The sequence below is a fragment of the Acidimicrobiales bacterium genome (genome assembly GCA_035294085.1).
Taxonomy (GTDB): domain Bacteria; phylum Actinomycetota; class Acidimicrobiia; order Acidimicrobiales; family Bog-793; genus DATGLP01.
Window position 1 is genome coordinate 17,071 of record DATGLP010000022.1, and the last position, 21,421, is coordinate 38,491.

A 21,421-nucleotide genomic window follows, 5' to 3' on the forward strand; every position below is an offset into this window, starting at 1 on the left:
TCGGGAGCGGACCGCGCGGCCGCTCGCGACGGCCGGTCGCGCCGCGCCGAGGCGGCGGCGCGACCGGGGCAGCTCGCCGAGACGAGCGCGCCGCTCGGCCCTCGCCTGCTGGCGCGAAGCCGTCCCCGGCTCAGTGGGTCAGGAAGTCGATGACGATGCGCGCGTACTCGTCAGGGTGCTCGGTGATGACGAAGTGCCCGCTGCGGTCGCCCCAGATGACGGCACGGGAGCGAGGAATGAGCTTGAGCAGGCCGAAGGCCTCCTCCACGGGGATCATGCCGTCCTCGTTCCCCCACAGGATGAGCGTGTCGGTGCGGAGCCGGTGCAGCTCGCCCCGCAGATCGCTGTTCGACGCGTTGGTCATCTCCCGCCGGGACTCGAGGTGCCCAGGCGTGAGCGCCATCTCGAAGCGGTGCTTCACGATCTCTGGCGTACGGAACTCCTCTCGGGGAGTGAAGTAGCTGAAGACCCGCTCCATGTTCTCGATCGTCGGGTTGTTCGCGAAGGCGCCGAGCGACTTGATCCCCTCGGGCAGCTCCCCCTCGTGCGGGCCGACCTGCGTCGACTGCACGACGATCTTGCCGCAGCGGTCCGGGTACTCAAGGCCGAAGCGGAGCGCCGCCGGGGCAAACTGCGACGACCCGTACTGGTGCGCCCGCTCGATGCCGAGGACGTCCATGAAGTCGCGGATCAGCCGGGCGATGAAGATGTCCATCGGCACGCCGTTGCGGCTGACGCCCTTCTGGGACTCACCGTAGCCCGGGCAGTCGAGCAGGATGGTGCGGAAGTGCTCGCTCAGCGGCTTGAGCACGTGCTTGGAGTTGTCCCAGGCGTTCGCGCCCGGCCCGCCGCCGTGGGTGCAGATGAACGCCGGCCCGCTGCCGGCCTCGTTGTAGTGGAGCCGGATCCCGCCGACGTCGACGAAGCGGTCGGTCTCCTCCTTGCTCAGCAGCTCCGGCATCTTCGCGCTCTCTCCTTCCTCCGTCCTCGCTGGACACTCACCGGTACTCTGGCGGCAGCGCCGCGACGAAGAGCTCGTCGAGGCCGACGGGCCGGGAGACGAGCCCCTGATCGAGCGCGGTGGCGAGGAACGCCTCGATGGCCCGCCGGTTCGGCGAGATCCCGAAGGCGAACGGGTCGCCCCCGACCAGCTCGCGCAGCGCCTCGATGCGATGCCCGGCCGGTGGAAGCGGCCAGCGCGCGTCGAGGCGGCGCTCGCCGATCTCCTTCGATCGCCTGTAGGCGTCGAGGAGCGCAGGAACGACCTCGGGGTGCTCCTCCACGAGGCTCCGGCGGGCCACGGTGAGGTGCATGACCGGCAGCACTCCCGTCTTCTCGTAGTACTCGCGCTCGGCCGCCACGCAGTCCGGGTACGCGGGCGTGCTCACCGCGGCGATGTCCGGCGGGATCGCGCGCGCGCCCTGGACGAGGCAGGCGTCGATCGCGCCCTCGGCCATCAGCTCGGCGAGGCCTCGGCCCTCCTCGAGACGCAGCTCGACGCCGGACGGCAGGCCCACCTCGTCGAAGCGCTCCGGCTCGACGCTCACCCAGCGCACGTCCTCAGGTCGGACGCCGTGCATCTGCTGGAGCACGAGCCGCTGCCACACGCACGAGGAGATCCAGTACTGCGGGAGCCCGATCCAGCGACCCGCGAGGTCGTCGACGCCGGCGACGCCGGAGCCCCTCGCGAGGCAGATGCCCGAGTGGACGAAGTGCCGGCCCGAAGTGAAGACCGGCAGCGCGACGAGCGGCAGGCCCCGCTCGACGGCCCTCACGAACGTGGCGATCGACATCTCCCCGACGTCGTAGCGCAGCTCCAGCATCGCCCGGGAGTTGGCGTCGATCGTCTCTGGGCGGAAGACGTCGAGCTCGAGGCCATCGGGAACGACCTCGCCGCTCAGGAGGGCGTCGGCGAGCACCGAGGGTCGGACCGAGAGGCTGACCCTCACCGGAAGGCCGCCACGCACTTGGACGAGTTGAAGACGTAGGTCTCGGCGTACGCCAGCACCTCGGCGCGCCGGCCCTCCATCGCGCCGGCGAGGCAGATCCAGTTCAGCATCTCGTGCTGGCCCGAGGCCCGAAGCTCGTCGGGCGACAGGTCGCGCCAGGCGGCGAACTGGTTCTGGCGGAGCTGCTCGAGGTGGTGGCGATCGGACTCGACGTCGCCCCACAGGTAGCCGTGCATCGGGGTCAGCGACGCGTGCGACCAGCTCGACGAGCCGATGACGAGCGCGCGGTACGGGCTCGCCGCGAGGATCTCGGCGACGCGCCGGCCGAGGTCGTAGCAGCGCCGAGGCGTCGGCGAAGCCGGCGGCGCCTGATCGACGCCCTCCATCAGCCGCCCCGGGACGATCTTCCCGCCCGCGGCGGGGACCTTGAGGTCCGCGCCGTAGCAGCTGACGTGGAAGGGGATGACGGTGTAGGGGAAGCCACGGCGGTCCCAGTCCAGGTAGTCGATGCTGTGGCTGAAGGCGTGCCCGAGACGGGTCAGGTGGTGGAGCCGCCAGCTGCAGGCCACGTCGAAGTCGGAGAGCACGAGCTCGTTCGCGAGCTCGGTACCGATCCGCCTGCTGCCCGCGAGCGTCTCCTGCAGCGGCGGCTTCTCGAGAGGCCGGGCGAAGGCGGTGGGCCCCGAGCCGCCCGGGACACCCTCGCGGAAGCCGCCGAGACCGCACTCGTCCATGGCGTACACGCAGAACGGTGGGAGCACGTCCTCCCTGAAGTTCTCGTACTGGTCGTCGGCGAAGATGACGATGACCTCCGGCGCGAACTCGTCGATGATGGCGCGCGCCCGCCGGCAGCCGGCGATGGCCTCCTCGCGATGCGCCCTCGCCGCGCTGAGCGCCTCGTCGTCGCCCCACTCCTTCTGGAGCTCGATCGGCCAGTTCGCGGGGTCGCGCAGCTCCGCCGGGGTGTCCGGGTTGGCGAGGGTCAGCTTGAAGTACACGTTGGCCATGGTCTCGTCGGTCAGCCCCGGCTGCGGCCCGTGGAACATCCCGATGCCCATGATCTCCGCCATCGCTCACCTGCCTCGCTCGAGGAAGTCCCTGGTGCCGTCGGCCCGCCTGCCGGCGCGACCGGCCGAGTCAGCGCGTGTCCTCGACGTCGAACTCCACGTCCTGCGCCGAACCGACGTGAGCTGCGTGCCAGCCGCGGATCCCCTCCATCGTCGCCCGGACGGCCTCCTCCGCCGTCGCGCCGGACTCGTGCGCGGCGGGGCACTCGGGCGCCTCGGTCCAGTGCCGACAGCCGCCGTCGGTCGGTGGCGCGGCGTGGACGATGATCCGGTACACCTCCCGGCGCGCCGCGCCGCTGTCTCGATCCCCCACGCCGCCGCTCCCGCGACCTCAGCTCTGGGCGAAGCCGACGGCGTGCTCGGGCCTCGGGTAGTGGAAGCGGATGATCTCGTTGGCAGCGGGATCGCGCACGAGCGCCATCGGCTCCTCGCCCCGCTCGACCCGGTCGATCTGCTCGGCCAGCATGCGGCGGAGCAGGGCGATGCCACGGTCGCCCGCCCCGAGGTGCTCCTTGGTACGGTCGGCGATCCTGCCCTGCGTCTCCCACGCCATCTGGTCTTGCACCTCGAAGGTCAGCATGTCGTAGCCGCCGTCCTCCGTGCGACCGAAGTCGCGCGGGAGCACCTTCATCTCCCGGATCTCGGACTCGGGGTCCGCGTCCATCCCCTCGGTCGGGTAGAACCGCATCTCGAAGACGTAGGTGTTCTCGTCGTCGACCGGGACGCGCCAGTGCAGCAGGTCGTCGCGCACGCCGTCACCGATCCGCAGCATGTTCGGGAAGATGAGCGGCGGGCGGACCTCGACGCCCGGGTTGTCGCCCCCGTACACGACGGTCTTCGTGATGCCCCACTCGCAGCGCTCGAAGTCGTAGCTCACGATCGGGCGCTCGTAGTACGCCGCCCGGATGCGGTCCGACTCGCCGGCCGGGAAGCCGAGCTCGCGCAGCATGTGGGCGTGCAGGTAGTACGTGTGCGTCGTGTCGGCCGTGTTCTCCTGGATCTGGAGCCAGTTGCACTCGAGCGGGCCGCGCAGCCAGAGCGTGCGCCAGCCGTTGCGCATCACGAGCACGTCCCAGCGCGGCAGGAGCGGCGCCGGCTCGGGGCCAAGGTAGGCGAAGAGGAGCCCGCACAGACGCTGCACGGGGTAGGCGTTGATGCGGATCCGCCGCTTGTAGGCCTCCGACGGCTCGAACGGCTGCTCGATGCACTGCCCCCCGTCGTAGGCGAACTTCCACCCGTGGTAGGGGCAGCGGATGCCGTCCGGCTCGAGGAAGCCGTAGCGCAGCGAGCAGGACCGGTGCGCGCACTGCTCCGCGAAGAGCGCGTACTCGCCCGAGGGCTGCAGCGCCAGGACGAGGTCCTCGCCGAGGATTCGGAGGCGCATCATCGGTCGCTCGGGGCTGACCTGGTTCGCCAGCGCGACGGGGTGCCAGTAGCGACGGAGCAGGTTGCCGCAGGGGGTGCCGGGGCCGACCCGCGTCAGGCGCTCGTTCATCTCCTTGCTCAGCATGGGGCGCTCCTCGATGAGGTCGGTGGGACGGTCTGTCTCAGCACTTCAGCACGCTTTCCTAGCTTCCTCCCGGCCGCGGGGGCGGTCAAGGCTCGGGGTTGACTGGACGAAACGGGCCTCCGCCCACGCCGCACCGCTAGCGCCGGGACTCGGGCAGCGCCAGCCCGAGCAGCCCCGCCGCGGTAGCGCCGAGGATCCCGGCCTTCGCGTCCTCGGGAACCGGGAGGCCGCGGACGTGCTCGATCCGGTCAGCGAACTCCTCGGGCGTCTTCACGTAGGGAAAGTCGGTCCCGAAGACGAGGCGGTCGTGGCCCACCGTGTCGCAGGCGCAGCGCAGCGCCGGGGCGTGCCGCATCGCCGTGTCGTAGAACAGGCGCCGCACGCCCTCCTCGGACGACCCGGAACCCTCAGCGATGCCGCTCGAGCGCCACCCATCCTCGGCCCGCCGCACGTGCGAGGCGATCCGGCCGTGAATGAACGGGAGCGTCCCGCCCAGGTGCGGCACGATGATGCGCAGGCGAGGGTTGCGGACGAGCACGCCGGACAGGAGCAGGCGCACGGCCGCGATCGTGTCCTCGAACATCGCGCCCACCGAACGGTCCATGCCGTAGCTGTTCGGCCCGAACCCGTCGTAGAGCATCGTCGGGTGGAGGAACACCGTGAGCGCCCGCCGGTCGAGCTCCGCGTACAGCGGTGCGAAGACGGGGTCGTCGAGCTGTCGCCCGAGCACGCTCGTGCTCATCGCGACGCCCGCGACGCGCGGCTCGCCGACGAGGCGGTCGAGCTCGGCCAGGGCCGCGTCGAGGTGCGGGAGGGGCAGGGCGATGAAGGTGGCGAAGCGGCCCGCGAACGTCTCGCAGGTCTCGAGGTAGCACTCGTTCGCCTGCTTCGCGAGGTCGACGGCAACCTTGGGGTCCTCGTAGTAGGGCTGGAGGACGCCGACGGAGAGCACCTGCAGGTCGACGCCGACGCGGTCCATGAGCTCGACCCGCTCGGCGAGCGACAGGCTGCTCAGCGGCGCCGCGCTGAGGCGCGGGAGCGCGCCACCGTGCTCCTCCACCCGGCGCAGGAAGTCCGGCGGGAACAGGTGGGCGTGGACGTCGACGATCACCGGCGATCCCCTCCCCTCACGCCGTCGGCGAGCCGGCAGCGGCATCCTCGGCGGCCCGGACGCCGAGCTCCTCGACGATCAGCTGCCGCAGCTTGATCGCCGGTGGGCGTACGGTCCCCTCCGCAGGCGTGACGCGCAGCCAGCCTACGCAGGCTCGCCGATGACGCGGTCGCCGATGACGGTCGCCGAGCACGTCATTCGCCAGGCCGATTTCCCGGACTCTCCACACAACGCCATCCTGTCGCGCGGCAGCATCGCGCTGCCCCCACGCTAGGGGGACGTGCGCGAACGTCAAGGCCGCCAGATCGATCAATGGAACGAGATCGAAGGGTCCCGAGCTTCGACCCTCACCACCTTTCGGCCCTCGCCACCTTCTGTCGGGCCACAGACCTCTCGCCGGCGCTGGCGGAGGCCTGGTTCACCACCTGGCCGCGCGGACCAAGCCCCGACGACGCGATCCGGGTCGGGCTCCGGCACGACAGCCGCACCCAGTTCACCTCGACCGACGACCGCCAGGTCCCCGACGCCCGCGGCGTCTAGGCGTTCTGCACTGCCTCCCGGCACCCCAACGGGATCGCCTCCCTCGAACGGCTGTATCGGACCCTCGAGGAGGAGGCGTCTGACCCAACGACCTCCCCGACTTCGACGCGGCGCTGGCGCCATCGCGGCCTGGGTCGAGGACGACGACACACACCGCCCGCGCGAGCCGCTGGGCCGAGGCACCACCTCGGCCGAAGCCCGAGCGGGGCGCTCAGCCAACGCACCTCCGCCGCCTGACTGTCGACCAGCGCGGGAGTCGCCTCGCTGCACGCGACGGGCGTGTGGCACCACCACGCCACGACGGCACCGCCCCCCCACCACACCAGCACCGGCCACAGGTCGGCTATGCCACCTCCAGCTCGATCAGAGCCTGACCGAACTCAACGAACTCCTCGTTCTGCACGAGGACGCGCTTCACACGCCCTGCCTTGCCCGCCAGAACGGCTGTGAACACCTTCATCGCCTCGATCAGACCGACGGTCGTCTCGGGACGGACCGTGTCGCCTACCTGCACGTAGGGCGGAGCACCCGGTTCCGGCGCGCTGTAGAAGGTACCGACCAGCGGCGCCAGTACCACATCCCCAGGTGCTTCGACCTGAGGACCGGCACGAGGACCGTTCGGCGCCGCTTCGGTCTCCTGCGAGCACGAAGCCGCGTCCACGGCTGTCTCGTCGCGGTTGCCTACCCTTGGCGCAACCGCCGATCCGACGGTACCCGCGGGGTCGACCGCAACCGGGGATGAGGCGAGGGCGGCCGGCACGCCGAACCGGTTCAGTTCGGCCACGGCGGCGGCATCTACGCCGATCACGAGCTCGCCGTTCTCGGCCACGACGCGCAGCGCGCCGATGCGTCTGTTCGCCACCAGCTCGACGAGCTCCTGGATCTCAGAATTCCGCAACTCGAACACCGCAGATCTCCCCTCGCCGCAACAACTCCCCTGCCGACCGAAACGGCACCGAGCCGACCTTCGCCGGGCCGCCAGCGCCCGTGCCAGATCAGCGGTCCGACCGCACTCCTGGGCCGCAGCTTCTCAGCGGTACGGCTCCTCTCAGAACTCGGACGACCGCGTCGCCTCCACAGCTGGGTGTTCACGCAGCGAACGATGCGTGTGTGGAGCAGCGACGTCGACGCAGCCGAACGGCCAGGAGACAGTGCGCGCGCAAGGAGCTGCACCTGACCGCCACCGAGACCACCGGGAAGACGGTCACCACCGACCTGATCAGCGTGCGTCTGAAGACAGCCGACGGGTCGCCATGTGCCATCTGCACCCTCGTACCCGTGCTCGATCTTGTAGCCCGTCTGCGAGGCGTTGACGACCGTGCCTTGGGCATCGACGAGGGTGCCTCGGGCACCGACGACGGCGTCGACGGAGTCGCACTCCTGCTCGGCCAGGCCAGAGCCGGGCCATTCGTTCTGGCGACGTGCGGGTGCTGTCTCGTGGTCTTCCCTGCCCCTGATGGCCAGCATTCCTACTCCAGGCCGAACAGCCGTACCGCGTTGTCCCGAATGATCTTCTGCTTCGACGCCGCCGGGATCGGGAGCGCGTTGAATTCCTCCATCCAGCGATCAACCGACACGATCCCTGAGTCGGATCCGAACAGCATCTTGTCGGACAGGATGCTCTTGGCGTGGTTCACCAGGTCCTGGGAGAAGTGCTTTGGCGCCCACCCTGACAGGTCCATGAAGTAGTTGGCCTTGTGGCGCGCCACGGCCAGATTCTCGGCATCGTACGGCCATGAGGGATGGGCACCGATGATCTTCAGCTCGGGGAAGTCGGCGGCCACGTCGTCGAGGTATGGAATGGGCCTGGTGTACTTGAGCTTGATGCCCATGCCACCTGGTGTCCCAGCGCCTGCCGCCGCCATGCCCGTGTGGAACAGCACGATGAGGCCGAGTTCCTGGATCGTCTCCCACAGGGGGTAGAAGCGGGGGTCGTTCGGGTAGAAGTGCTGGCGGGCTGGGTTGAACTCCCCGATACCCTTCAGTCCAAGGTCGGCACACCGGCGGACTTCCTCGATGGCCAACCGCCCCATCCAGGGGTCCACGATGCCGAACCCGATCAGTACGTCGGAGTTCGCCTCGACCACCTTGGCCACGTAGTCGTTCGGCAGCCCGCGTCGCCCGGTCACGGTCTCGTCCGTCGTGTTCAGGACGACAGCCATCATCCGACGGCGCCGGTACTCCTCCGCCATCTCGTCCGCGGGGACGATCTCGTACCGGCGGCCCGCGTACCGCGCCATCTGGCGTGCGGTCTCGCCGGCCGCCTCGCGGGCGGCAGCGTCGCGGAGGTGGACGTGCACGTCGATCGCCACCACATCGCCGATGGTCATCCGTGTCATGCAGGCACCCCTCCGTCCGTAGGTCGTCTGTCCGGGCAGTAGCGGGAACGCGTCACTCCTGCCCTCCGACTGCAGCGCCGGCGCCGCCGCTCGCGACCGCTTGCCGATCAATGCCCACCTCGGCCAGGACCGCCTCGGTGTGCTCACCAACCCACGGCACCGCGGCAGAGCGGTCGGGCGCCGCGAACCCCGCGATGGGGCTGCCGACGCCTGTGAAGGCCCGTTCGCCGCTGCCGAACCGGTGGAACAGATCCAGGGACGTGACGAGCTCGTCTTCGGTCGCTTCCGCAACCGTCAGGATTGGGGCGACAGGCACGTCGGCCGCGGTCAGTCGCTCCAGCCATACCTGACGGGGCTCGGTGACGAACACCCTTGACAGCACGTCGTGCAGCTCCTCGTAGTGCTCGCGACGAGCAGCCGGGCTCGCGAAGCGCTCGTCGTCCGCCAGTTCCGGAACCCCCAGCGCGCTGACGAGGCTCGTCCAGAACTTCGACACCGACGACAGGTGGATGGCGATCGGCAGCCCATCGGCGCAGACGAAGCCGTGCGACTGCGAGGCCCGGACACGCGACATTCGGTCCGCCACCTCCCCCGACGAGAAGTAGTTGGCGAAGGCGATCTCCTGGATGGAGACGCAGGCACCCAGCATCGTGGCCGTCACGTGCGCCCCCCGGTCGGTGCGGCTCCGCTGGACCAGAGCGGCCAGCACGGCGAGGGCTCCCTGCATGCCGGCGAGGTGGTCGGCTAGGGCCGGTCCACTGGGTGTGGGTCGCGTCATGTCGGTGAACTGGCTCCACAGCCCGCTGCGGGCCTGCGCGATGGCGTCATACACGGGCCGCTGGTCGCTGTCGTTCATTCCCCTGATCGAGCAGTAGACGAGCCTGAGGTTGTGCTGCATCAGGTCGCCGTAGCCGAGGCCGAGGGCGTCGAGGAACCCGGGCCGGAAGTTCTCGATCAACACGTCCGCTGATTCGATCAGTCGGACAACGGCTCGTTGACCGGCCTCGGTACGGATGTCGACGGCGACGCTGCGCTTGCCGCGGTTGATCGACTTGAAGGCGTCGCTCGACTCCCTGCTGCGGGCATCCCAGCGACGGAAGGGATCGCCGGTTCCCGGCAGCTCGACCTTGATCACGTCGGCACCGAGGTCGAGCAGCACCATGGCGGCGTACGGGCCACTGATCACATTGGCGAGCTCGATGACACGGATGCCGTGCAGCGGCGGCATCGGCTTTCCGTCCTGGTGCTCGCTCGCCGGGTGGTGGATTGCTGTGGTCATTGTCGGTCGGTCCTGTCAGCGGACGATGGTGAGGGAGCTGTCGCCGAGCGACAGGAAGAACCGCGAGATCTCGGGATTGTTGGCCACTGCCGTGGCCAGCTCTGCCAAGCCTGAGCCCCTGGGATACACACGGCGGTACTCGTCGTAGGTGGCCGTATACGCTCGGGGAGCTGGCGAGTAGACACGACCGGCTTCATCGCCGACGTAGAGCCGGAGGATGAGCTCCTCGTCGGTGATCGACGCGCCGAGGCGCTGGCGGACCTCGTCGAGGCCGACCTCCGGTGGCGGCCGGCGTGCCGCCAACTCGGCGGCACGAGGCCGATCGAGGATCTGCTCTCTGATCCCGGGGTCCATCACGTCGACGGCTTCACGGCCCCTGCGACCCAAGGCGTACTCGATGACGTCGTCGGTCACGGTCCCGTAACGCTTCCCCGTGGCGACGTTGATGGCCGCCTGACTGCCGACGACCTGCGACAGGGGCGTCACCATGATCGGGTAGCCGAACTCGGCTCGCACACGGGCGACCTCCGCGAGCACCTCCGGCAGTCGGTGCGCCATGCCGAGCTGCTGGAGCTGGAAGGCGAGGTGCGCGATCATCCCACCCGGCACCTGATGGGTGTACAGCGACTGATCGAAGTCCGTCGGGCTGCCCTCGGGCATGCCGGTGACCGACGCCACGTAGGACAGATGGTCGCGAACCCGTTCCAGCGGCGCCAGGTCGATCGCTGCCGTGAAGCCGAGCGCCTCGAGGTTCTGCACCGTGCCGAAGATGGACGGCTGCGAGGTGCCGCTGGCCAGTGGCGGAATGGCCGTGTGGAAGATGGTCACGCCGAGCTCGGCAGCGATCACGTAGTTCAACGGCGCCATCCCGTTGTTGGAGTGCGCATGGAACTCCACGGGTACATCGCCGGCCGCGTGCAGCACGACCGGAATCAACTCACGAGTCCTCTCTGGCGTGAGCAGCCCACCGACGTCTTTGAAGCAGATCCGATACGGCTTCAATGCTGCGATCGCCTTGGCTCGATTCTCGTAGTAGTCGGTCGTGTGTCGCGGGGACACCGAGTAGATGAGGTTGACGACCGACTTGATCCCATGGGAGGCGAGCCGGTCGCGCTCCTCCCCGAGAGCGTCAGGGTCGTTCCACGGGTCAGAGATCCGCGTCGTGGTGATCCCCAGTTCCACCACTCGATCCAGCAGTACCCCGCGCACGGAGCTCGGTACTGCCCGCGCGAAGTACGGCGTGCCACCGCCGTGCAGCCGAAGCTGCGTCCGACGAGCCAACGGGACACCCAGCTTCAGCCAATCCCAGGGATTCTCCCGAAGGTCCTTGACATGGCGAGCGAAGAGGCCGGGCTGGAGGAACTCAACACCGTCGAACCCCGCCGCATCGATGTCCGCTACCGTCGGCAGCATCGCATCGATGTTCAGGCGCGCCGCCCACAGGCTCTGCGCACCATCTCGCAGGGTGGTGTCCACGAAACGGACCTCGGGCACGGCCTACCCCCTACCGGACTGCCGACAGTATTCGACTGTGGAACGATGACGAAGATCCCGGCGATCGACCCCTGACATCGCACGGGCTGCAGGGTCTGGACGCGGGATCTTCGTCGCACGGATTCATACGCAGCCTCGCGGATCCATACTCAGCCCGACCACCCTCCGTTCGTGCTGGCCGCAACCAGCCCCGAGTGCTCTTCGAGCCAACGTGTCGAGTACGCCCCAGCGGCGAATGCCGTACTTGCGAGGATGCGCGCCTGTAGACCTGCCGTCGTCGTGATGCCGCCAATCCGGAGCTCGCGGAGGGCCCCCGCGAGCACGGCTATCGCCTCGGCGCGGGTACGGCCATGAGCCATGACCTTCATGACCAACGAGTCGTAGAAGGGCGGCACCGCTGACCCGACCCTGAGGGATGAGTCGACACGCACTCCGGGCCCGCCTGGCAGCTGCAGGGAGCTCACGCGACCTGGCGATGGCTGGAAGTTCCTGGTCGGGTCCTCGGCGTTGATCCGGCACTCTATGGCCGATCCGCGCACCTCGACCTCGCGCTGCAGTGGCGGGGCGGCGGTCCCTGCCGCGAGCGCCAACTGCAAGGCAACGAGGTCCCATCCGGTCACGAGCTCGGTGATGCCGTGCTCGACCTGGAGACGAGGGTTGACCTCGAGAAAGTAGAACGCGTCGCGCGCCGGATCGACGATGAATTCGACCGTGCCGAGCCCGTCGTAGTTGACCGTCCTCATCAGCCGAACGGCAGCGTCTCGTATTGCCTGCTGGAGGTGAGCCGCCAGGAACGGGGCCGGCGCCTCCTCGATCAGCTTCTGATTGCGACGCTGTATCGAGCAATCTCGATCGCCGAAGTGCACCGTCGCACCCTGTCCATCCGACGCGATCTGCACCTCGACGTGCCGGGCGAACGGGACGAACGACTCGAGGTAGAGTCGGGAGTCGCCGAACGCTGCAGCCGCTTCCGCCGACGCCGCCGAGAATTCGAGCGCCAGCTGCGACGCGTCTTCGATCAGCCGCAGGCCGCGCCCTCCACCACCGGCGACGGCCTTCAGCAGCAGCGGGAAGCCGACGTCGCGAGCACAGCTCGCAGCCTCCTCCGCAGTCGCTAGCGGGCCCGAGCCTCGAGCAGTCGGAAGGCCCGCTGCCTCGGCCGCGGCGCGCGCCGCTACCTTGTCCCCGAACGTCTCGAGCAGCTCGCGACGCGGCCCGACGAACCGGAGCCCGGTGTCAGCGCACGCCCGAGCGAGCGCAGGGCTCTCGGAGAGGAAGCCGTAGCCGGGATGCACCGCGTCGCAGTGGGTACCGATCGCAGCCGACACGATCGCCTCGACTCGCAGATAGCTCTCGGCCGGCCTGTTGCCACCGATGCAGACCGCGCGATCGGCCAACTCAGCGGCGAGGCTGTCTCGGTCGGCTGGAGTGGTCGCTACGACGCACTCAAGGCCCAGCTTTCTGCACGCTCGGATGACTCGCAGTGCGATCTCGCCGCGATTTGCGATCAGCACCCGCCGGATGGGCCTCATGGTTCTGCAGCCCAGACCGCCACCCCCAGAGGAGTGGCTCCCATCTCCTCGAACTCTCCACGCTCGACGTCGATCGCTCGAACGGCGATCGTCAGGACGGCGAAGGCACGGCCGGACCCATCGAAGCCATGCGGTCTGTTCGGTGTTCGGCTGCTTCGGGAGGTCGACGGCGACGCGACCCTGCGGTCCTCGAAGCAGGGCGGGAGGACGTCGCCGGAGAGCACCCGCAGATCGAGGCGGGCGCGGTCCAGGCGCTCGAACCCGCTCGGCGAGCGACATCCTGCCCAGCGGCGCCGCGTAGAGGCGCGCGAGCGCCACCGTGCTCTCCCACTCGGCGCAGGTCGTCCGGCGGGGACAGGAGGACGTGGGCGTCGGCGAGCACGGTCGACGCCCAGCCTTCACGCCTTCGGGGAGGCCGCCGCAGCGTCCTCGGCGGCCTGGACGCCGAGCTCCTCGACGATGAGCTCCCGCAGCTTGATCGCCGTGGGGTCCGCGCGCACCTGCGACTGGGTCCGCGGGCGCTCGAGCGGCACGTCGGCGATGTCGACGATCCTTCCCGGATGCGAGCGGAAGAGCGCGATCCGGTCGGAGAGGAAGATCGCCTCGTCGATGTCGTGGGTCACGAAGACCGTCGTCATCCGGAACTGCGACCACAGCCGCTGGAGCTCGACCTGCAGCGCCTCCCGGGTGAAGTTGTCGAGGTGGGAGAACGGCTCGTCCATGAGGAGCACCTTCGGCTGCGTCACGAGCGCTCGCGCGATCCCGACGCGCTGCTGCATCCCGCCTGAGAGCGTGTAGGGCGGCTGCTCGGAGACCGAGCCCAGCCCGACGAGGCGGAGCACCTCCATCGCCGCGGCCCGGGCTTCCTTGCCGGTGATCCCGCGAGCCTCGAGGCCCAGCTCCACGTTCCGGCAGACGCTCCGCCAGGGCAGGAGCGCTGTCTCCTGGAAGACGAACGCCATGTCACGCGAGCTCGTGCGCAGCGGCTCGCCCTCGAAGAGCACCTCGCCGGCATCCGGGGTCGTGAGGTTGTCGAGGATCCGCAGCAGGGTCGTCTTGCCGCAGCCGCTCGGTCCGACCAGGCTGAGGAACTCGCCCCGCCGCACCGAGAGGCTGACGTCGTAGAGCGCCGCGACCCGCGTCCGCTTGACCTCGAAGACCTTCGTGATGTTGCGGGCCTCGAGGATCGCCTGGCCGTCCACGTCGGCGGTCATGCCTGCCCCATCGTGCCCGTCGCGCGCACCCAGCTGAAGAACATTCTCTCGATCCCCTTGAACAGTCCGACGATTCCGAGACCAATCCCCGCCGTGACGACGACGATGGCGAGGATCCTGTCCGTCGCGAGCTCCGTCTGGTAGAGCTGCAGGAGGTAGCCGATGCCGACGTTCGAGAACTCGAGCTCGGCGATGATGAGGCCGACGAGGCTGACGCTCGCGCACAGGCGCGCGCCGGCGAGGATGTAGGGCACGGCGGCGGGGACTCTGATCTTGCGCGTCGTCTGCCAGGCAGTGAGCCCCGTCGCGCGGGCGACGTCGAGGTAGGTCCTGTTCACGTTGCGCACGCCGGCCATCGTGTTGAGGATCACGACGAAGATGTTCGTCAGCACGGCGAAGAGGATCCGGCCCTCGGACGCGACGCCGATCCAGACGATGAGCAGCGGGATGAGGACCACGCGCGGCGTCGCCATGAGGAAGTTCACGAACGGGTTCAGGAGTCGCTCCACCAGGCGGAAGCGACCCATCACCGTGCCGATCAGGACGCCCCCGACCATGCCGATCGCGAGCGAGATCGCCCACTCCGACATCGTCGAGGCGAGCGCCGACCCGAGGGTCCCCGAGTCGAACAGGTACCGGTAGGCGCGCGCGACCCGCCACGGGTTCGAGAAGAGGAGCGGGTTCAGCCACAGGCTGGAGAGCTGCCAGGCGCCGAGCAGCAGCGCCATCGCCCCCGCCGGCAGCAGGACGCGCAGCCAGCGCTCCCTCGTGCGGCTGCGCCCCGGCAGGCTGCGAAGGAGCGCCGCGACCTCCGCCTCGCGCGCTTCGCGCGCGCGGCTCGCCGAGCGCGCGCCGATCGCGGCTCCCTCCGCGAGCAGGGGCCCAGCCCCGCGGGACTCGAGCTCGAGCATCTCGTCGGCCATGGCTCAGCGGCTCCCGCTCGTCTCCCGGATCCACGGGAAGAGCCGCTCCTCGGCCACTCTGAGGAGCCAGAAGAGCAGGAAGGCGAGGCCGGTCGCCGACAGGATCGCGGCGATGAGCGCGCCCACCAGCCCCTTCTGCCCGAAGATCTCCGTCAACCCGCCCAGCCCCGCGTCCCCGACCTCCTGGCCGGCGAGGACCATCCCGAGGGTCGCCATGGCGAGACCGAGGCGAAGGCCGACGAAGATGTACGGCGCGGCCGCCGGGAGGACGACCTTCCAGACGCGCTGGCGGCGCCCGAGCGTGAGCGCCCTGCTCACGAGGTGGTAGGTACTGCTCACGTTCCTCACGCCGATCCAGGAGTTCAGCAGGATCGGCCAGACCGACAGCACCGTGATGAAGGCGACGCGCGCCACGTAGCCGAAGCCGAACCAGTCCTCCATCACGGGCAGGAGCACGACGACCGGCGTGGCGATGCCGATCGTCACGAGCGGGTCGAGCGACATCTCAACGAAGCGGAGCGACCCCATCGCGAGCCCGACGGCGATCCCGAGGACCGCGGCGATGGCGAAGCCCACGACCTCCTCGGCGACGCTGTCGGCGAACGCGCGCGGCAGCTCGGCGCTGGCAACGATGTGGCCGAACGCGGTCGCGACGGCGCTCGGGGTCGAGAAGAGGTAGAGCGCGTGCGGGTAGCTGTCGCCGTACCACTGCCAGAGGCCGACGAAGACGGCGACGGCGACGAGGCCGATGCCCCGGCCGTCCCACGCTCGCAGCAGCGAGCTCGTCCGCGCTGCTGGCGCGTCGGCCGCAGCCGTGCCCGGGTCCTCGACCATCGTCGAACCAGCCACGCTCATGCAAGACCCTCTGCCGTGCTCATGCAAGATCCTCTGCAGATCCCCGGTCCGCCCTCGCGGCAGCGCTTCCTCGCGTCACACCTGCGACGAGGCCGTGCCGCCCGCCGGGCACCCACCCGCGCACCGTAGCGCGCGTGGTGAGAGGGTGGCGGACACCCGCCACCCTCTCACGGAGCGACCCGTCGGACGGGTGCGCCTCGCGCCTAGTACGCGTTCGGGTGCGCCTCATAGACCTTCCAGGCGGCCTTCCACGGCCCGAACACCGCCACCCGGTTCAGCGGACGGAGGCCCGCACCGGCGAACTCGCCGTAGGCCTTGTAGAAGTCGTAGTTGTACCGGACGATCTGAGGCGTGTAGTCGGACTCCTGGAGCGGCCACAGGTTGAGGCTCTTGAAGATGGTGTGGTCGTTCTCGACGGCCGACGGCGGATCCGCGTTCAGCGTGTAGTGCTCGGCGTAGGTGACCCAGCGCATCCAGTGGTCGTTGAAGGTCTTCGCGGCCGAGATCCACGCGAGGCACAGCGCCTCGACGATCGCCGGGTCGTGCGCGATGAACTGCGGCGTCGCCCCCCAGAAGCTGTCGGCGATGCCGGGGTCGACCTGCGACGCGCGGGCCAGGACGTACAGGTGCCCGCCGAGCGCGGAGCGCAGGCTCTGCAGCGCAGACACGTGGATCCACGCCGCGTCGGCCTTGCCGGCGATCAGGACGGCGCCGATCGACGACCCCGACGACGAGCCCGTGACGTCGTAGGTCACCTGGCTCCGCTTCAGGTGCGCGTAGCGCAGCAGTGCCGGCATCAGCGTGTACTCCGCGCTCGTCGTCGTGCCGACGTCGATGGTCTTGCCCTTCAGCTGGGCGAGCGTCGGCACGTCCCGGGCCACGAAGACGTAGTCGAGGCGCGCCTGGTTCGGCATGAAGATCTCGAGCGGCAGGTTGATGAGGCTCGGCATGTCGCTGTTGATCGCGTCGATCTTGCCGGCGACGACGGCGTCCTGGCCCGTCGGCGACTCCGCGAGGGTCAGGCTCGAGGTCGCGCCCCACTTCTGCAGCGTCTGCTCGATGATGTAGCCGAGCGTGTCCTCGACGCCCGGGTGACTCCCGGCCGTCGCGATCGGGATGTTCCACCCCTTCAGGTTCGGCGTCCCGCGCGACGTGAAGCCGAGCTTCTTCGCCGTCGTTCTCGTCACCCTCGCTTTCGTCGGCCCACGCTTCTTCGAGTGGTGCACCGATGCCGGGTGACGGACCGTGGCGCCAGCCGGGAAGGCGCCGAGGCCGAGGACGAGCAGCGGCGCGACGGCGAGGCTGGCGATGAGTGAAACCTTGGATCTGCGATGCATCTCGGTCAGAACCCCCCAGTTCGATCGACCGCCCAGAGGCGTGGTGCACGACCCGCCTCTGGCGGTCACGGAACGCGTACGTTCGAGCGGCCGATGCGCCACGCAACGGCCCCCGGTCGCAGCACCGTCTTGCGACGCTCCCAGGGTACGGGCGCTGGCGTGCACGTCAAGCACGGCCGACCACTCAATGGAACGAATCGCTGGAGCGAAGAAGAGTCCCGCCGCAGCTGCCGGCTTCGCGGCGTGGACGGGCCGCGGGCGAGCGCCGCGGCGCCAGCTCGGCAGGCCGTCCTCGAGCCCGGTCAGCACGGCGAGACCGCTGCACCCCTTTGCCGTTGGTTCCGGGTGGCGTAGGCTCGGGATCGGCGCGCGGGCGGCGAACGGGCGGCGCGACATGGCGTCTTGCGCCGACGCTCCGCCCGCCCTCGCGCTGGCCGCGGCATTCGGCACGTCGATCGCAGGGGGTTCGGACATGGCAGAGGTGGACGTGCGCCGCAGCGAACCGGCCGTAGCACCCCCGGCCACCCTCGAGGAGCTCGAGCTTCGCGACCCCTACCGTGAGTGGCTGGCACGCGAGGGCGTCGAGGTGATCACGGACCACGCCTTCGGCGACCTGCTCGCCGTCGAGCTCGGGCCGTGGCCTCGCAAGGGCGGGCGCGGGGCGGTCGTCAACCTCGCGGGCGAGACCTTGCTGACCGACGCGCACCTCGTCGAGATCGCGCCCGCGGGCCGGTCCGAGCCCGAGCACCACCTCTACGAGGAGCTCGTCTACGTCCTCGCCGGCCACGGGGAGACGACCATCTGGTCCGGCAACCGCCGGGCCCGCGTCGAGTGGGGCGCGGGCGCGCTCTTCCCGATCCCGCTCAACGCGTGGTACGAGCACCGCAACCTGAGCGGGACCGAGCCGCTCCGGTACCTCGCCGTCACGAACGCGCCGCCGATGATGCGCCTGCTGGCCGACGACGACGCCGTGTTCGACTGCCCGCTCGCCTTCCCCGGCCGCTACGAGATCGACCCCGACTTCTACTCCGCCGGCGGCCGGCTGTACGCGCCGCGGGTGTGGCGCTCGAACTTCGTGCCGGACGCGCCGGCGGCCGACGTCTACGCCTGGAAGGAGCGCGGCGGCGGGGGCGCCAACGTGCTCCTCGAGATGGGGGGCAACACCTCGCTCAAGCCGCACATCTCCGAGTTCCCGGTCGGCACCTACAAGAAGGCCCACCGGCACGGGCCGGGCTACCACCTCGTCATCCTCGGCGGCCACGGCTTCAGTCTGCTGTGGACGGCGCCGGACATGTCCGACCTCGAGAAGCGGGACTGGTCGAAGAACTCGATGGTCATCATCCCGAGCCACGCCTGCTTCCACCAGCACTTCAACACCGGCACCGCACGCGCCCGCTACCTCGCCATCCGGCCCGGGAACATGGGGACCACCGCGCCCCCCTCCTACCGCCGTCCCGACGCCCAGGTGAGCATCCAGGAAGGCGGCTGGCAGATCGAGTACGAGGACGAGGCGAGGCAGGTCCACGAGCTCTTCGAGGCCGAGCTGGCCCGGCGCGGCGCGCCGTGCCGGATGCGGGCGTTCGTCCCCTGGTGCACGGGCGAGGTCGGCCCGACCGACGAGCGCGACACCTGAGCGCCGCCTTCGGCCTGCCAGGGACGACCTGCGCGCGCTCCTACCCGGCGGGGTAGCCGATCTCGGCGAGCACCTGCGCGCTGTGCTCGCCGAGCGCGGGGATGTGACGGGGCGCGTCGGGCGAGCCGAGCGGGAAGCGGACGATCGGCAGCGTGCCGACGGGCGAGGTCGCCTCGACGAACATCCGCCTGGCGAGGAGCTGCGGGTGGGAGAGCACCGAGGCGATCGTCCGGACCTCGCCGTGCGGGAGCCCGGCCGCCTGGAGGCGCTCGAGCCAGACGTCGGCGGGCTCCTCCCGGAAGGCGGCCTCGACGAGCGCCTCGAGCTCGCTGCGATTGGCCCGGCGAGACGGCGCGTCGGCGAAGCGGAGGTCGTCGAGCCACTCGGGCCGACGGACCACGCGCGTGCAGAAGCGCTCCCAGTCGCTCGGCGTGGCGACGACGACGCTCACCCAGCGCCCGTCCGCCGCGAGGTACGGCCCGTACGGGCACAGGTACTGGTGGCGCATCCCGGTGCGCGGCGGCTCCCCCCCGCCGTGCCAGGCGTGCTGGGGGAAGTAGCCGAGCCAGGAGACCGCCGAGTCGAGCATCGCGACGTCGAGGTACGCCCCCTCGCCCGTGCGCTCGCGGCGCAAGAGCGCGCCCACGACGCCGAGCGCGGCGGTGAGCCCGCCGATCAGGTCGGTGATCGGCAGGCCCACCTTGGCCGGCGCGTCGGGCTGGCCGTTGGTGAGCAGGATCCCCGACTCGCCCTGGATGAGCAGGTCGTAGGCCTTCACGTCACGGTACGGGCCGTCCTGGCCGTAGCCGGAGAGCGAGCAGTACACGAGGCGCGGGTTGTCGCGCCGCAGCTCCTCGGGCCCGAGGCCGAGGCGCCCGACCACGCCCGGCGCGAAGTTCTCGAGCACGACGTCGCAGCGGGCGGCGAGCCGGCGCACCGCCTCGCGCCCGGCCTCGCTCGCCAGGTCGAGCGTCACGTCGCGCTTGTTCGCGTTCAGCCACACGAAGCCGGTGGACAGCCCTCGCACCGCCGAGTCCCAGCCGCGCACGAGGTCCCCGCTGCCGGGCCGCTCGATCTTGATCACCTCGGCGCCCATCTCGGCGAGCGCGAACGAGCAGAAGGGCATGGAGACGGCCTGCTCGAGCGCGAGGACGCGCACGCCGGCGAGCGGGCCAGCCCCGGTCGCGCCGGCGGGCCCGGTGGCGGCTTCGGCCTCGCCGGCGCGCTCAGGCCCCATCGCCGTCGACGGCCGGGAAGAGGTTGACCGAGGGCGCGTGGTCGCGCCGCCAGACCATGACGGAGCGGCGGTACCGGATGACGAGCGTGCCGTCCTGGTTGTACCCGCGCGTCTCGATCTTGACGATCCCCTGCCCCGGTCGGCTGCGGGACTCGCGCGTCTCGAGCACCTCGGACTCCGAGTAGAGGGTGTCGCCGGCGAAGACCGGGTGCGGCAGCGAGATCTCGTCCCAGCCGAGCGCGAAGCCGTTCTCGCTCACGTCCGCGACGCCCATCCCGGCGACGATCGCGAGGGTGAAGGCGCTGTTGACGAGCGGCCTGCCCCACTCCGTCCGCTGCGCGTAGTGACGGTTGAAGTGGATCTGGTTCGTGTTGTTCGTGAGGAGGGTGAACATGGTGTTCTCCGCCTCCGTCACCGTCCTGCCGTACCGGCAGCGGTAGACGTCACCGACCTCGAAGTCCTCGAAGAAGCGCCCCTCCCAGCCCGGCTTGACGGTCCCCATCACTGCCCCCTCGGCTCGCCGGCGAGCTCGAGCACCCGCAGCGCCCGCAGCACGATGGGTCGGTCGACGAGCTGGCCTCCGAGCGCCACCGAGGCGTCCCCGCGGGCTTGGGCCGCCTCGAAGGCGTCGGCGACCCGGCGGGCGTAGGCGAGCTCGTCGGGCTGCGGGCTGAAGACCCGGTTGATCACCTCGACCTGGCGAGGGTTGAACGTCGACTTGGCCGAGAAGCCGAGGCGGCGCGCCGTCAGCGCGTCCCGCTCCATCCCCTCCGGGTCGTCGAGGTTCGGGAACACGCCGTCGACCGACAGCACCCGGGCCGCCGCGGCGGCGAAGACGACGAACGAGCGCGCGAAGAGCAGCTGCGCCGCCTCGCCCACCCGCTCGGTGCCGAGGCCGATCTCGAGCGCGAGGTCCTCGGCGCCGAGCATCAAGCCGACGAGGCGCCGGTGCGAGCGGGCGATCTCTGCCGCGCCGAGCACGGCGCGGGGGCTCTCGATCGCCGCCAGAATGCCGATCGAGCCTGGCTCGAGGCCGTGCGCCGCCTCGAGCCGCTCCAGCAGGGCGGCGACCCGTCCCACGTCGCCCGGCTCCTCGACCTTCGGCAGGCAGATGCCGTCCGGCGCGGCCGGCACGACGGCGGCGAGGTCCTCCTCGAACCAGCTGGTCGCCACCGCGTTGACGCGCACGAAGCGCTGCGGCTGGAAGGGCTTGCGCAGCGCCTCGGCCACCATCGCGCGCGCCTCGGCCTTGTGCTCGGGCAGCACGCCGTCCTCGAGGTCGAGCAGGACGCAGTCCGCGTCCGAGGAGGCGGCCTTCTCGAGGAAGCGCTCGCGGTTGCCCGGCACGAACATCCACGAGCGCGCCGGTCGCGCGCTCCTCGGTTCGATCGCTGGCGTCAT

The 21,421-nt window shown here is 70.2% G+C and carries 19 protein-coding genes; 1 reads left to right on the plus strand and 18 read right to left on the minus strand.

The window, feature by feature from the left end; translation table 11 throughout:
- Positions 1 to 130 precede the first annotated feature (130 nt).
- The 15 genes from VKV23_07365 to VKV23_07435 all read right to left on the minus strand — a co-directional run bounded on the left by VKV23_07365 (position 131) and on the right by VKV23_07435 (position 17,150).
- Positions 131 to 961: an alpha/beta hydrolase gene (locus VKV23_07365; GenBank protein HLI15852.1), complete on the minus strand. Its 831-nt coding sequence runs from the start codon at positions 959 to 961 to the stop codon at positions 131 to 133.
- Between the two features lie 37 nt (positions 962 to 998).
- Positions 999 to 1,949 (minus strand): hypothetical protein, encoded by a 951-nt coding sequence (locus VKV23_07370; GenBank protein HLI15853.1) that lies wholly within the window; start codon positions 1,947 to 1,949, stop codon positions 999 to 1,001.
- On the minus strand, positions 1,946 to 3,019 hold the full coding sequence (locus VKV23_07375) for a hypothetical protein (protein ID HLI15854.1): 1,074 nt from the start codon (positions 3,017 to 3,019) through the stop codon (positions 1,946 to 1,948). Before VKV23_07375 ends, VKV23_07370 begins: the two co-directional genes overlap by 4 nt.
- 67 nt (positions 3,020 to 3,086) lie before the next feature.
- Entirely contained in the window at positions 3,087 to 3,329 is a 243-nt protein-coding gene (locus tag VKV23_07380; GenBank protein ID HLI15855.1) for a hypothetical protein, read from the minus strand.
- An 18-nt stretch (positions 3,330 to 3,347) separates the two neighbouring features.
- Positions 3,348 to 4,526 carry a Rieske 2Fe-2S domain-containing protein gene (locus tag VKV23_07385; protein HLI15856.1) on the minus strand — a complete coding sequence of 393 codons (1,179 nt, stop codon included), beginning with the start codon at positions 4,524 to 4,526 and terminating at the stop codon, positions 3,348 to 3,350.
- Positions 4,527 to 4,662: 136 nt separating this feature from the next.
- Positions 4,663 to 5,637, minus strand: coding sequence for an amidohydrolase family protein (locus tag VKV23_07390; GenBank protein HLI15857.1), 975 nt, complete (start codon positions 5,635 to 5,637; stop codon positions 4,663 to 4,665).
- A gap of 883 nt (positions 5,638 to 6,520) precedes the next feature.
- The gene (locus tag VKV23_07395; GenBank protein HLI15858.1) at positions 6,521 to 7,084 is read right to left on the minus strand and encodes a biotin/lipoyl-containing protein; all 564 of its coding nucleotides are present in this window, start codon (positions 7,082 to 7,084) and stop codon (positions 6,521 to 6,523) included.
- 562 nt (positions 7,085 to 7,646) lie between these two features.
- The gene (locus VKV23_07400; GenBank protein ID HLI15859.1) at positions 7,647 to 8,516 is read right to left on the minus strand and encodes an amidohydrolase family protein; all 870 of its coding nucleotides are present in this window, start codon (positions 8,514 to 8,516) and stop codon (positions 7,647 to 7,649) included.
- 52 nt (positions 8,517 to 8,568) lie between these two features.
- Positions 8,569 to 9,795 carry a CaiB/BaiF CoA-transferase family protein gene (locus VKV23_07405; protein ID HLI15860.1) on the minus strand — a complete coding sequence of 409 codons (1,227 nt, stop codon included), beginning with the start codon at positions 9,793 to 9,795 and terminating at the stop codon, positions 8,569 to 8,571.
- Between the two features lie 15 nt (positions 9,796 to 9,810).
- On the minus strand, positions 9,811 to 11,271 hold the full coding sequence (locus VKV23_07410; GenBank protein ID HLI15861.1) for a hypothetical protein: 1,461 nt from the start codon (positions 11,269 to 11,271) through the stop codon (positions 9,811 to 9,813).
- Positions 11,272 to 11,438: 167 nt separating this feature from the next.
- Positions 11,439 to 12,803, minus strand: a complete 1,365-nt coding sequence (locus VKV23_07415) for a biotin carboxylase N-terminal domain-containing protein (protein ID HLI15862.1) — start codon at positions 12,801 to 12,803, stop codon at positions 11,439 to 11,441.
- Positions 12,804 to 13,219: 416 nt separating this feature from the next.
- Positions 13,220 to 14,035 carry an ABC transporter ATP-binding protein gene (locus tag VKV23_07420; protein ID HLI15863.1) on the minus strand — a complete coding sequence of 272 codons (816 nt, stop codon included), beginning with the start codon at positions 14,033 to 14,035 and terminating at the stop codon, positions 13,220 to 13,222.
- Positions 14,032 to 14,958, minus strand: coding sequence for an ABC transporter permease (locus tag VKV23_07425; protein ID HLI15864.1), 927 nt, complete (start codon positions 14,956 to 14,958; stop codon positions 14,032 to 14,034). The genes VKV23_07420 and VKV23_07425 overlap by 4 nt, the downstream gene beginning before the upstream one ends.
- 3 nt (positions 14,959 to 14,961) lie before the next feature.
- Positions 14,962 to 15,813 carry an ABC transporter permease gene (locus VKV23_07430; protein ID HLI15865.1) on the minus strand — a complete coding sequence of 284 codons (852 nt, stop codon included), beginning with the start codon at positions 15,811 to 15,813 and terminating at the stop codon, positions 14,962 to 14,964.
- A 203-nt stretch (positions 15,814 to 16,016) separates the two neighbouring features.
- A complete protein-coding gene (locus tag VKV23_07435; protein HLI15866.1) occupies positions 16,017 to 17,150 on the minus strand; it encodes an ABC transporter substrate-binding protein in 1,134 nt (377 codons plus the stop codon).
- 472 nt (positions 17,151 to 17,622) lie between these two features.
- On the opposite strand from VKV23_07435, the gene VKV23_07440 reads away from it, so the two are divergent.
- On the plus strand, positions 17,623 to 18,783 hold the full coding sequence (locus tag VKV23_07440) for a cupin domain-containing protein (GenBank protein HLI15867.1): 1,161 nt from the start codon (positions 17,623 to 17,625) through the stop codon (positions 18,781 to 18,783).
- Between the two features lie 40 nt (positions 18,784 to 18,823).
- Here the strand turns inward: VKV23_07440 and VKV23_07445 are convergent, their stop codons facing one another.
- The 3 genes from VKV23_07445 to VKV23_07455 are packed head-to-tail and all read right to left on the minus strand — an operon-like array spanning position 18,824 to position 21,421.
- Entirely contained in the window at positions 18,824 to 20,020 is a 1,197-nt protein-coding gene (locus VKV23_07445; GenBank protein ID HLI15868.1) for a CaiB/BaiF CoA-transferase family protein, read from the minus strand.
- On the minus strand, positions 20,010 to 20,522 hold the full coding sequence (locus VKV23_07450) for a MaoC family dehydratase (GenBank protein ID HLI15869.1): 513 nt from the start codon (positions 20,520 to 20,522) through the stop codon (positions 20,010 to 20,012). The genes VKV23_07445 and VKV23_07450 overlap by 11 nt, the downstream gene beginning before the upstream one ends.
- A complete protein-coding gene (locus VKV23_07455) occupies positions 20,522 to 21,421 on the minus strand; it encodes a CoA ester lyase (protein HLI15870.1) in 900 nt (299 codons plus the stop codon). The genes VKV23_07450 and VKV23_07455 overlap by 1 nt, the downstream gene beginning before the upstream one ends.

Coding starts and splice junctions, on each gene's coding strand:
- VKV23_07365 (HLI15852.1), bottom strand. CDS start 961: ATGCCGGAGCTGCTGAGCAAGGAGGAGACCGACCGCTTCGTCGACGTC.
- VKV23_07375 (HLI15854.1), bottom strand. CDS start 3,019: ATGGCGGAGATCATGGGCATCGGGATGTTCCACGGGCCGCAGCCGGGG.
- VKV23_07385 (HLI15856.1), bottom strand. CDS start 4,526: ATGCTGAGCAAGGAGATGAACGAGCGCCTGACGCGGGTCGGCCCCGGC.
- VKV23_07400 (HLI15859.1), bottom strand. CDS start 8,516: ATGACACGGATGACCATCGGCGATGTGGTGGCGATCGACGTGCACGTC.
- VKV23_07405 (HLI15860.1), bottom strand. CDS start 9,795: ATGACCACAGCAATCCACCACCCGGCGAGCGAGCACCAGGACGGAAAG.
- VKV23_07420 (HLI15863.1), bottom strand. CDS start 14,035: ATGACCGCCGACGTGGACGGCCAGGCGATCCTCGAGGCCCGCAACATC.
- VKV23_07425 (HLI15864.1), bottom strand. CDS start 14,958: ATGGCCGACGAGATGCTCGAGCTCGAGTCCCGCGGGGCTGGGCCCCTG.
- VKV23_07430 (HLI15865.1), bottom strand. CDS start 15,813: ATGAGCGTGGCTGGTTCGACGATGGTCGAGGACCCGGGCACGGCTGCG.
- VKV23_07435 (HLI15866.1), bottom strand. CDS start 17,150: ATGCATCGCAGATCCAAGGTTTCACTCATCGCCAGCCTCGCCGTCGCG.
- VKV23_07440 (HLI15867.1), top strand. CDS start 17,623: ATGGCAGAGGTGGACGTGCGCCGCAGCGAACCGGCCGTAGCACCCCCG.
- VKV23_07445 (HLI15868.1), bottom strand. CDS start 20,020: ATGGGGCCTGAGCGCGCCGGCGAGGCCGAAGCCGCCACCGGGCCCGCC.
- VKV23_07450 (HLI15869.1), bottom strand. CDS start 20,522: ATGGGGACCGTCAAGCCGGGCTGGGAGGGGCGCTTCTTCGAGGACTTC.
- VKV23_07455 (HLI15870.1), bottom strand. CDS start 21,421: ATGACGCCAGCGATCGAACCGAGGAGCGCGCGACCGGCGCGCTCGTGG.